Source organism: Vibrio sp. B1FLJ16, assembly GCF_905175385.1.
GTDB lineage: Bacteria > Pseudomonadota > Gammaproteobacteria > Enterobacterales > Vibrionaceae > Vibrio.
In genome coordinates, this window is sequence record NZ_HG992749.1 from 1359233 (window position 1) to 1371021 (window position 11789).

Genomic DNA, 11789 nt, shown 5'->3' on the forward strand with positions numbered 1-11789 from the left:
ATTAAAGGCGGAAGACGCGGCCAACAGCCGGTAAAACAAAACCCACACCGTTTAAACGGTGAAATTCGTGGCGTTCGTGAAGTTCGACTAACAGGCGCTGACGGTGAATCAGTTGGTGTTGTATCGATCCAAGAAGCGATTGCTGCTGCTGAAGAAGCAGGTATGGATCTTGTTGAGATTAGTCCTAACGCTGAGCCGCCAGTTTGTCGTGTGATGGACTACGGTAAATTCCTCTTTGAGAAGAGCAAGGCTGCTAAAGAGCAGAAGAAGAAGCAAAAGCAGATCCAGATTAAGGAAATTAAATTCCGCCCTGGAACTGATATCGGAGACTATCAGGTAAAACTACGCAACCTGACTGGTTTCCTTGAAGACGGCAACAAAGTGAAGGTAACAATTCGCTTCCGTGGCCGTGAAATGGCTCACCAAGAAATCGGTGTTGACGTTCTTAATCGTTTGAAAGAAGACACTGCAGAATTTGCTGTTGTTGAATCTTTCCCAACGAGAATTGAAGGTCGCCAGATGATCATGGTGCTAGCCCCTAAGAAGAAGTAATTAACGGCTCATCAAGTAATTAAAACCTAGCTGCTTTCCTTTAAATAGGAGGTATGTCGGCTAGGTTTTGTTCGCCTTAATTACATTGTTTATTAAACTACTACAATGCGGAGTTATTCATCATGCCTAAGATGAAAACCAACAAAGGTGCTGCTAAGCGTTTCAAGAAAACTGCTGGTGGTATTAAGTACAAGCACGCTACTAAACGTCACATCCTGACTAAGCGTACTACTAAGAACAAGCGTCAACTACGTCCTAATGCAATCCTTCCAAAATGTGAAGTGGCTGCAGTAATTCGTATGTTGCCATACGCTTAATTCTTTTTAGTTATCAATCGTTTAGTTTAGGAGAAGCATAATGCCTCGCGTAAAACGTGGTGTACAAGCTCGTGCACGTCATAAGAAAGTTCTAAAACAAGCTAAAGGTTACTACGGTGCACGTTCACGTGTTTACCGCGTAGCTTTCCAAGCAGTTACTAAAGCTGGTCAATACGCTTACCGTGACCGTCGCGCTAAGAAACGTCAATTCCGTCAACTGTGGATTGCACGTATCAATGCGGCATCTCGTCAAAATGGTCTATCTTACAGCCGTTTCATCAACGGTCTTAAGAAAGCATCTATCGAGATCGACCGTAAGATCCTTGCGGACATCGCAGTATTCGACAAAGCTGCATTTGCAGTTCTAGTTGAAAAAGCGAAAGCTGCTCTTTAATTAGCAGTTTAGGTTTAAGAAAAGGAGAGCATCTGCTCTCCTTTTTTATTTCCTGTCATTTTATCTTTCCTTTCCTTTCTTGTTCCAGGTTATCTTACCCCCAGACTGAAACTGCAGTGTGCATCCGACAGATGATGAAAAGGCGCACTATTCGGCGCTTTTTGACTGTTAGCTCTCAAGGAAAAACAAAGATCACATTTCTGGGAACTTCGTCGTAATTTCTAAAACTGTATTTTATGCTGGTTAAATTGAATTTTTATTCCACTTGTCGAGTGTTGTTATCAAGGCCAACGTACTGAGATAGTGAGGGTTAGATGGTGTAACATTCTTCAATTGTTATAAGTGTTATTTTAAATGTCTAAAATAATAGCAAATTTGCTTTATTTCATTGTTGTATTAATTACGAAAACATAATGAACTCATTTGAGTTTTTAGTTCATTCATTTGTTTGGTTAATGTAATGGTGAGTATATTAATGCATGTTTTTGTGATAAAAATATGAACTATTGACCTGCCGAGTGGTTCTAAGTTGTTACAAATGTTGTACAGCAGTAACGTTGCCAGAAGGAATTTTAGATGAGAGATTTGACTCCCGAGTATTTGCTAGCCGCTTTAAGACAAGCGATTAAAACAAAAGGGCTAACATATCGAGAGCTATCTGAAAAAATGAGTATGCCATTGTCCACTTTTAAAAGGCATTTAACCAGTACCAACCTGGCTTTAGATAAATTACTCGAATACTGTCGTGCGATTGACTGTACGCTGGATGAACTACAAAAACTGGCAGACCAGCTACAAGGAGAAGATGAAGATTACTTCAGTCATACTCAGGACGAAGTATTTTTCCAATACCCACATCTTTATGATTTTTATCGTGAGTTAAGAATGCTGCGGGGTAAAGACGGTTACACTATTTTAAAGAAAAAGTATGGGCTATCTGAACAGAGCATGGCCGATTATCTCAAAGCATTGGAACTATTGGATCTTGTCTATGTCGACCAAGATAACAGTATTACGCTTCACGGACCTCTCTATTACAAGTATGCAGAAAAGTCGAAGCTTAACGATAAGTACACGGAAATCATTAAAGAGCAGGCGACAGCGTCAGAAAACTGTGTTCGTGTTGCTTTAACACGGATGAAGATTACTGAAGAACAACTTTTGCAACTTGAAGAGCAGATTGCAAAATCGGTGCTAGATTTCCATTCAAAGAACGTTGTGGCGGAAAACTACAATGTTTCAGATTTTACCAACGTCGTTGTACTAGCGGGTCCACATCAGCCAATCACATTCTCGGATGGTATCACAGAAACAAGTACTCACTTTATTGATGATATCCGCTATGCAATCGCTTCTGCGGGTGAGAAGCCAAGCCTGGCAATCTAACTTACATTTTTCATTCTGCTAGTTAGTATCTCTACTATTTCATAAACCGTTAATATAGGCTTTGGTTTGAAATCGTAGAGGTATCTTACTTCTTCTTAGCAGTAAACCTCATTGTGAACTTTTACGTTTCACTTTCCTTGGATGTTTTGACAAGAGCTCCTAGGTTTTTGTTTTACGCAATCAACTCAACCGAAGTAGGTTCATTTTAAGAGCAACACTGCTTTTTTTACGTTTTTGCGTTCTTTTTACTCAATAACCTCTTCTTTTCGTAATTCAATTTGGAATTGGTGTCTGGTTTGGCTACTATGTACAGCTATCAAAAAACCAATCACTCCCTTATGGACACTACCAACAGGTAGATGAGGAAACGATGCAACATCTAGAAGAGATCATTGCTAGCGCGAGCAGTGCAATTGAAGCTGCCAAATCGCTAGTCGCACTTGATGAAGTGCGTGTTCAGTACCTGGGTAAAAAAGGTGAGCTGACTGCTCAACTTCAAAGCCTAGGTAAACTACCACCAGAAGAGCGCCGTGAAGCTGGTCAAGAGATCAACAAAGCAAAAGGCGTAGTTCAGCAGGCAATCGCAGCTCGCAAAGATGCACTACAACGTGCAGAACTTGAAGCGAAGCTAGCCGCTGAAACAATCGACGTTACTTTGCCAGGTCGTCGTATTGAAAACGGTGGTCTACACCCAGTTACTCGCACTGTAGAGCGTATTGAGAAGTTCTTTGGCGAACTTGGTTTTAACACTGAGTCTGGTCCAGAAATCGAAGACGCGTTCCACAACTTTGATGCGTTAAATATCGCTGCTGATCACCCAGCACGTACTGATCACGATACTTTCTTCTTCAACCCAGATTTGATGCTTCGTACTCACACGTCTGGCGTACAGATCCGTACAATGGAAAATGGTAAACCACCATTCCGCTTCATTGCTCCGGGCCGTGTATACCGTAACGACTACGACCAAACGCATACGCCAATGTTCCACCAAGTGGAAGGCATGCTGGTTGATGAGAACGTCAACTTCGCTCAACTGAAAGGCATTCTGCACGATTTCCTATGTAACTTCTTCGAAGAGGAAGTAGAAGTACGTTTCCGTCCATCTTACTTCCCATTCACTGAGCCTTCAGCAGAAGTAGACGTGAAAGGTAAAAATGGTAAATGGCTGGAAGTACTAGGCTGCGGTATGGTTCACCCGAACGTACTACGTAGCGTAGGCATCGATCCTGAAAAATACTCTGGTTTCGCATTCGGTATGGGTGTTGAGCGTCTAACGATGCTTCGTTACGGCGTGAACGACCTGCGTGCGTTCTTTGAGAACGATCTTCGTTTCCTAAAACAGTTCAAGTAATCCAGAGGGTTCATCAACATGAAATTCAGCGAATCATGGCTTCGTGAGTGGGTAAGCCCTGCGGTTACTACTGACGAGCTAACTCACCAAATTACAATGGCCGGCCTAGAGGTAGATGATGTTCTTCCTGTAGCGGGTTCTTTTACCGGCGTTAAAGTTGGTCACGTTGTGGAATGTGGCCAGCACCCTGACGCAGACAAATTACGCGTAACTAAAATCGACGTAGGCGAAGAAGAGCTTCTAGACATCGTTTGTGGTGCACCTAACTGTCGCCAAGGTCTAAAAGTTGCGGTTGCAACAGTAGGCGCAGTGCTTCCTGGTGATTTCAAAATCAAGAAAGCAAAACTACGTGGTCAGCCTTCTCACGGCATGCTTTGTTCATTCACTGAACTGGGCATCGATGTAGAATCAGACGGTATCATGGAACTAGCAGAAGACGCAGTGATTGGTACTGATTTCCGTGAATTCCTAGGTCTAAACGATGTAACTGTAGACGTTGATCTAACAGCAAACCGCGCTGACTGTTTCAGCATCCGCGGTATGGCTCGTGAAGTCGGCGTACTTAACCGTGTTGACGTAACTGAGCCAGTTGTAGAAACTGTCGCAGCTTCAATCGAAGACAACGTGTCTATCGAAGTGAAAGCGCCAGCAGCATGTCCGCGTTACTTAGGTCGTGTTGTTAAGAACGTAAACGTTCAAGCTGAAACACCACTTTGGATGCAAGAGAAACTGCGTCGTTGTGGTATCCGCTCTATCGACCCTGTAGTAGACATCACGAACTACGTACTGCTGGAGCAAGGCCAACCAATGCATGCGTTTGATCTGGCGAAGATCGAAGGTGGCATTGTTGTTCGTATGGCTGAGCAAGGCGAGAAGCTTACACTTCTTGACGGCACCGAAGCAGAATTGAACGCTGACACATTAGTCGTTGCAGACCATAATAAAGCACTGGCAATTGCTGGTATCTTTGGTGGTGAAGATTCTGGCGTAAGCACAGAAACTAAAGATGTGCTGCTAGAGTGTGCTTTCTTCGCACCAGACCATATCCGTGGTCGTGCTCGTAGCTACGGTCTGCACACAGACTCTTCTATGCGTTTTGAGCGTGGTGTTGATTACGCACTACAAGTAAGTGCAATGGAGCGTGCCACTCAACTGCTTGTTGAAATCTGTGGTGGTGAAGTTGCTCCGGTTGTTGCGGCTGAGTCTGAAGCAGATCTACCTAAGCCAAACAAAGTTGCATTGCGTCGCACTAAACTGGATAACTTACTTGGTCACCACATTGCAGATGCGGACGTTGTAGAGATTCTTGAGCGTCTTGGTCTAACTGTAGAAGCTACTGTTCTTGAAAACGGTGAGTCAGGTTGGCTGGCTGTAGCGCCGACGTGGCGTTTCGATATCGCTATCGAGCAGGATCTGATTGAAGAAGTTGGCCGTATCTACGGCTACGACAACATTCCAAACCAGCACCCAGCGGCAGCGCTTAAGATGCACAACCACGTTGAAGCGGATCTACCTCTAAAACGCGTTCGTGACTTACTTGTTGACCGTGGCTACCACGAAGCAATTACCTACAGCTTCGTTGAGCCAGAGCAGCAAAAACTGGTTGTTCCGGGGGTTGAGCCTCTAGTGCTTCCAAACCCAATTTCAGCAGACATGTCTGCAATGCGTCTTGGTCTTATCCAGGGGCTATTGAACACGGTTGTTCACAACCAGAAGCGTCAACAACCGCGCGTTCGTCTGTTCGAATACGGTCTTCGTTTCATCCCATGTGAATCTGCTGAAAACGGCATGCGTCAAGAGCCAATGTTAGCAGGTGTTATCGCTGGTACTCGTGGTGAAGAGCATTGGGACATCGAGACAAATACCGTGGATTTCTTCGACCTTAAAGGTGATTTAGAAGCGATTCTTGAGCTGTCAGCTAACGAAAAAGCATACTCTTTCGCTGCAGCTAAACACCCAGCACTTCACCCGGGTCAATCTGCGGCAATTATCGTAGATGGCAAAGAGGTAGGTGTTATCGGTACTGTTCACCCAGAGCTTGAGCGTAAGTTTGGTCTTAACGGACGTACTATCGTATTTGAAATCGAATGGTCTGCAATTAACACGAAAGTGATTCCAGAAGCGGTACAGCTTTCTAAATTCCCATCAAACCGTCGTGACATCGCTGTTGTTGTTGATGACGCGATTGCTTCAGGTGACATTGTTAATGCTTGCCTAGAGCAGGGTGGCGAATTCCTGAAAGATGCGAAACTATTCGATGTTTACGTAGGTAAAGGCGTTGAAGAAGGTAAGAAGAGCCTTGCAATCGCTCTGACTCTACAATCAGTAGAGCGCACGCTTGAAGATGCAGACATCGCAGGAGCGGTAGAAGCTATCGTTGCTCACGTATCTGAGAAGTTTGGTGCAACTCTACGTGACTAAGCTCTAAATTAACTAACTCTAGAGTGATAAAAACCCTGCCGGACCGGCAGGGTTTTTTTATGCTATGCCAATGACAGAGTGTAACTTAATAGAAGTGGCAGTGTTAACACGCTGAAAAAGTTACCAAACAATACCATCGAAGCTACATTTACTGGCTCTATGTTAAGTCGTTCAGCAAATAAATAGTTCATAACTGCTGGTGGTAACATGGTGAAAAGCACCATCATTTGTAACTGCATAGTCGGCAGAGGGATGAACCAGTAGATAACGGCAAATGCAATCGCTCCGGTTGTCAGTGATTGCACTGTACATATTACACCGACTTTTAAACCATCTAAACGTAAGCTACACATCTGTGCACCAAGAGAAATCAGCATGACGGGTACCGCGGCTTGACCTAGTAAAGCGGTCGCTTCATAGAGTGGCGTCCAAACATCTATCCCCGATAAGTTAAAACCTAGCGCAAGAGCTGCTGAGAAAAAAACGGGCATTTTAATGATTTGCTTAAGTGGATTTCCGTTACTTATCAGCATCATTCCTACGCTGATATGCAAACAGGCCGATACAACGAACAATAAAACTGCCGAAGAAAGCGCAACGTCACCAAATGTGTAAGTAAATAGAGGGATAGCTAAGTTTCCACTGTTACGAAACATGTGTGGTGGAGCCCATGCTTTGAAGTTTAATCCCGTCGCTTTACAGATAGGTATCATCATCAGTCCAGGTACCAGAACAGCAACAATAGCAGCGAAAAGAAGGGGGCCTTGTTCTGCATCGAGAGGCATGCTGACAAGTGAAGAAAACACAAGCGCGGGCGTAAAGACGTCAATATTTATTCGATTAATTGGGCGGAAATCTGGCTTTAGGTGGCGTCCTACCAGATAACCAATACCTACTAAGGCAAATACAGGAAACAGAATATTGATGACTTGATTGATCATGGCTGCTCTTAAGTAGGTAACCTCAGTTCGGGATAATTTAAGCCATTCAGCACAACTCTTTTCGCGCCTAACTGCGTTAAAATCACCGCAATAGACTAGCTATTGACTTGTGATTTTGCCTTGTTATCCATCTAAAATTGCTGTACTGACTCATCAGTTCGACTAACTATATGAAAGATCGAGCTATATAGACTTTCTTATCCCGAGCTGAGGTTAGGTAGTAAAAAATGTGATAATTCAGTTACAAAGTAACCCTGATTTCACACTATCAACCTTTGTACGATGAGTCATTGCTAAACAGTAAGAACCTTGGGTTGAATCAAGCTTTTAAATTGACTGGTTGGTTATGTCGTTTAAACGGTAGCAGCGCTATTCGAACAGCAGAAAAACACTCAAATTACTGAAATACTGATAAGTTTTATGTCAGGTGTTTGTAAAATAGTCTATAGTTGATTCTTTTATTAAATAGGGCGAAATATTGCGTAGGCCTTATTTTTTGGTTTTTTTAAATCAAAATTTTTTGTATTTTTGTGTATTTTATAAATGAAAAATATTGAGATGATGGTGTTTCGCAATAATTAATACATTAGCGATTTACCTATTCGTAGAGAAAAATGTTGGCGAAAATCATGAGCTTGTCATACACTTCCTGATGTAACCCCGATATGTTGTTGAATTGGTAGGGTAAAACTGCTCTGGCGCTACACAAGGTAGCATTGTTTAACATAGCTTTGAGGAAAGTTTTATGGCGCTCACAAAAGCCGAATTGGCAGAAAACCTGTTTGATAAATTGGGATTTAGTAAACGGGACGCCAAGGAAACGGTGGAAGTGTTCTTTGAAGAAATTCGCAAGGCACTAGAAAGTGGCGAACAGGTAAAACTGTCAGGTTTTGGTAATTTTGATCTTCGTGACAAAAACGAACGACCTGGTCGTAACCCGAAAACTGGTGAAGATATTCCAATTACTGCTCGACGTGTAGTTACGTTCCGCCCGGGTCAGAAGTTAAAAGCTCGCGTAGAAAGCCTTAAGAAAGAACAGCAAATTAGCAAATAGATCATCTTCTTAAGTGATTTTTTGTTGTGTGTGCAGGTAGTATCTGCATGCAAAGAAAACCACCGCATGCGGTGGTTTGCTATTTTCAGGGCGGGCTTTTTCTAAGCCGCTTCTAAATGTGTTGTTAAGTAAGGCTGCCATGCTTGCTGATACAAGTTTTTTGCTTGGTTACGCATGTTTCTGATGGATGCCATTTCGAACTCAGTCAGACTGCGTTTTTCCATACTCGCCTGTCGTTCAATCTTCTGAATATTCTCATAAAGCTCGTGTTCTGTACCGTTTTTTACATCGGCAATTGCTTTCAAATGCACCTGAACTTCTGCAATAAGATTGGTTTTGGGTAAACGTACCAGTAAGTTCAAATCTCGGTAACCTGAAGGCCCCGGTTTTTTGAAACGGTTTTTAACTTTAACAATCGTCGTTTCACGTTCTAGTGTCTCGTAAATGGATACTAAACTTGCCACATCTTCTGCCACAATGGTCGCGCGAGCTAGGTCGGTAATGCGCTCAACTTGACCGTTTAACTCGTGGGCTATTTTTTCTTCCGCGCGATGTTTAGATTTAACACCAGCAAAGTAGGGTTGAGAGTCAGTGAGTAGGGCAGTACTTTTACAAATGGTTTCAAGCTCATACTGCGCTTGATGTGCTTTGCTATAAAGGATATCAAAATCTGTGTATGGCTGAGTTGGTTTGGAGTCGATAGATTGAATGCCATACAAACCACTGAGGCTGTGTTTGAAGAACTTCGGACAAACTTCGTTTTGGCTGGTACTACGGGTTTGATCGTTAGTTGTAGTAATCGGAATTGCGGCGAATGCAGGTGCACGGCTTAATACCAAAAGCATCAATGCTGTTGTACGTAAAAATAAGCTCATTCACTCTCCTTACTTGCTTGCACTTAGAAAAAGGGAAACGTAAAGGTCGCTAAGTTTGCAAATTAGGTCGTTACTTATTTATGGAGGTTAAATAATATATTCCAAGGTTTATAAATGTATTTATAGAGGAACTATGTATCAGATCACCATTTTTCTTTTTATTATTCTGCTGTTTCAGCCTCTGAGCTTTGTAGAGTAGCACCACCGTACCATCTATTGGTTAACGAAAGATGAACGACATAGACAAATTCGAAAAAATCATTAGTCTTACTTCACAAAGTAATACTAAGTCGGCAAGTAGAAAGTAAACATGAGAGATCCAGAATTTTGGCACAATAAATGGGCCAGTAACAAAATTGGATTCCACCTGGAAGATGTGAATCCGTTATTGCCTCAGTACTGGCATCATACCAATCCGAAACGAGAAGATACGGTCTTGGTTCCGCTCTGTGGTAAGTCTGAAGACCTTGTATGGCTGGCAACCAAACATAACGAAGTGATTGGGGTTGAGTTAAGTCAAATTGCGGTGCGCGCTTTCTTTGCGGAGCATTTTTATACTCCGACGGTTACACCGATAAGCGGCATGCACGAACTCTATCAGTTCGATGAACTCTCGATTTACACCGGAGACTTTTTTACCGCACCTGTGTCTCAAGCAGATATTGTTTATGATCGCGCAGCGTTAGTTGCGCTGCCGCAAGAAATGCGAGAAGAGTACGCGAGCCGTTTACAACAGCTTCTCAATCCGGGAGGTCGTATTTTACTTGTGACACTCAATTACGCTCAGCAAGAAATGGCGGGTCCTCCATTTAGTGTTCCGGTTAACGAGATTGAACAATTGTTCTCTGATTATAAGGTAACGTGCCTGAACGTGGATGAAGCAGATGAGAGTCATCCGAAAATTGCTAAGCAGGGCCTGAATCGTTTCTCTGAAGAAGTGTACTTAATCGAAGCTTAGTGATTTTTGGAGCTAGTGGGTGAAGACAAAAAAGCGCAGTTTACTATTTTCTTTATTAGGAACTAGTAGCTGCGCTTTAGTGATTCTAGAGTTTTAACGAGAGTAATCTAGTAAATGATATTTACTTTAGATGCACTTTCTATCGCGTCCTGAACTGACTCTTGCGTGTTCTCACGACGAGTGAGTACAACACCTAAACGACGGCGACCATCGATTTCTGGTTTTCCGAACAGACGAATTTGCGTTTGTGGTTGTGCCAGAGCTTCAGACAGGTTATCAAACCGAATGTTCGTTGAAGTACCTTGACCTAGGATGACCGCTGATGCTGATGGGCCATACTGAACGATTTGATTGATTGGCATACCTGTGAACGCACGCACATGCAGCGCAAATTCAGACATTTCCTGAGAAATCAGCGTAACCATACCTGTATCGTGTGGGCGAGGAGAAACCTCGTTGAAGATAACGTTGTCACCTTTCACAAATAGCTCAACGCCAAAAATACCGTAACCGCCTAGCGCATTAACTACCTTCTCAGCTGCGTACTCTGCCGCTTTTACTGCGTTTTCTGACATTACTTGTGGTTGCCATGATTCACGGTAGTCACCATCTTCCTGGCGGTGTCCGATTGGCGCGCAGAAATGAACGCCATCAACAGCGCGTACGGTTAGCAAGGTGATTTCGTAGTCGAAATCAATAAAGCCTTCAACAATTACACGACCAGCACCAGTACGACCGCCTTCTTGTGCATAATTCCACGCTTTTTCAATATCGCCTTCTGTTTTGATAACGCTTTGGCCTTTACCAGATGAACTCATCACTGGTTTAACAACGCATGGGATACCTACGAACTCTACTGCAGCTTTGAAGTCATCGTAGTTATCTGCAAATCGGTAAGGAGATGTGGTTAGTTCAAGTTCTTCCGCCGCTAAACGGCGAATACCTTCACGGTTCATTGTGAGCTTAGTCGCTTTCGCTGTTGGAACCACATTTAAGCCTTTCGCTTCTAGTTCAACCAGCTTGTCGGTAGCGATAGCTTCAATTTCCGGTACAACGTAGTCAGGTTGTTCTTTGTTGATGATCTCTTCTAAAGCTTGACCATCCAACATATCAAGTACGTAGCTGCGGTGAGCGACTTGCATTGCTGGTGCATTCGCGTAACGGTCACAAGCTATGACTTCTAAACCAAGTCGTTGGCATTCTATTGCTACTTCTTTACCAAGTTCGCCAGAGCCTAAAAGTAATACACGGGTAGCATTCGCGCTAGTTGCAGTACCGAACATATTGTTCCCTTACAAAATATATTGATACCAATCTTATGTAGATAAGTGGTCATTCTAGCTTGTTAAAATGCTCGATAACTGCGTTACCTTTTTCGTTAACAAAGTAGTTTGATTGTAGAATAACTACTTATCGAAAATATCCGCCTTGTTCTCAAGCATTTTTCCTACGCTATTTCTGAACACTTACGTACTGAGATTGGTATGATGAGACAGAATTTTCAGGGGATCATACTGATTTTTTTCTGCAAAGCAAA

At 43.0% G+C, this 11789-nt stretch carries 11 protein-coding genes; 8 read left to right on the top strand and 3 right to left on the bottom strand.

All coding sequences use genetic code 11. The features are described 5' to 3' along the window. The 6 genes from infC (at nucleotide 1) to pheT (ending at nucleotide 6424) form a co-directional block, all read left to right on the top strand. Nucleotides 1-552: a translation initiation factor IF-3 gene (gene infC / locus KHN79_RS06160; RefSeq protein ID WP_182008292.1), complete on the top strand. Its 552-nt coding sequence runs from the start codon at nucleotides 1-3 to the stop codon at nucleotides 550-552. A 122-nt stretch (nucleotides 553-674) separates the two neighbouring features. Beyond that, nucleotides 675-869, top strand: coding sequence for a 50S ribosomal protein L35 (rpmI, locus tag KHN79_RS06165; protein ID WP_005377932.1), 195 nt, complete (start codon nucleotides 675-677; stop codon nucleotides 867-869). A gap of 40 nt (nucleotides 870-909) precedes the next feature. Beyond that, entirely contained in the window at nucleotides 910-1263 is a 354-nt protein-coding gene (gene rplT, locus KHN79_RS06170; RefSeq protein ID WP_004727974.1) for a 50S ribosomal protein L20, read from the top strand. 576 nt (nucleotides 1264-1839) lie between these two features. Beyond that, nucleotides 1840-2649 carry a helix-turn-helix transcriptional regulator gene (locus tag KHN79_RS06175; protein ID WP_182007985.1) on the top strand — a complete coding sequence of 270 codons (810 nt, stop codon included), beginning with the start codon at nucleotides 1840-1842 and terminating at the stop codon, nucleotides 2647-2649. A gap of 370 nt (nucleotides 2650-3019) precedes the next feature. Further along, entirely contained in the window at nucleotides 3020-4003 is a 984-nt protein-coding gene (gene pheS / locus KHN79_RS06180; protein WP_182007984.1) for a phenylalanine--tRNA ligase subunit alpha, read from the top strand. An 18-nt stretch (nucleotides 4004-4021) separates the two neighbouring features. Further along, nucleotides 4022-6424, top strand: coding sequence for a phenylalanine--tRNA ligase subunit beta (gene pheT, locus KHN79_RS06185; protein ID WP_182007983.1), 2403 nt, complete (start codon nucleotides 4022-4024; stop codon nucleotides 6422-6424). A gap of 62 nt (nucleotides 6425-6486) precedes the next feature. On the opposite strand, the gene KHN79_RS06190 is transcribed toward pheT, so the two are convergent. Then, nucleotides 6487-7365, bottom strand: coding sequence for an AEC family transporter (locus tag KHN79_RS06190; RefSeq protein WP_182007982.1), 879 nt, complete (start codon nucleotides 7363-7365; stop codon nucleotides 6487-6489). A gap of 745 nt (nucleotides 7366-8110) precedes the next feature. Here KHN79_RS06190 and ihfA point away from each other — a divergent pair. Beyond that, on the top strand, nucleotides 8111-8419 hold the full coding sequence (gene ihfA / locus KHN79_RS06195; protein WP_182007981.1) for an integration host factor subunit alpha: 309 nt from the start codon (nucleotides 8111-8113) through the stop codon (nucleotides 8417-8419). A gap of 101 nt (nucleotides 8420-8520) precedes the next feature. Here ihfA and KHN79_RS06200 read toward each other — a convergent pair whose 3' ends face one another. Then, a complete protein-coding gene (locus KHN79_RS06200) occupies nucleotides 8521-9294 on the bottom strand; it encodes a phosphoribosylglycinamide formyltransferase (protein WP_182007980.1) in 774 nt (257 codons plus the stop codon). A 310-nt stretch (nucleotides 9295-9604) separates the two neighbouring features. On the opposite strand from KHN79_RS06200, the gene KHN79_RS06205 reads away from it, so the two are divergent. After that, entirely contained in the window at nucleotides 9605-10252 is a 648-nt protein-coding gene (locus KHN79_RS06205) for a thiopurine S-methyltransferase (RefSeq protein ID WP_182007979.1), read from the top strand. Nucleotides 10253-10359: 107 nt separating this feature from the next. Here KHN79_RS06205 and purT read toward each other — a convergent pair whose 3' ends face one another. Continuing rightward, entirely contained in the window at nucleotides 10360-11535 is a 1176-nt protein-coding gene (gene purT / locus KHN79_RS06210) for a formate-dependent phosphoribosylglycinamide formyltransferase (protein ID WP_182007978.1), read from the bottom strand. Nucleotides 11536-11789 lie beyond the last annotated feature (254 nt).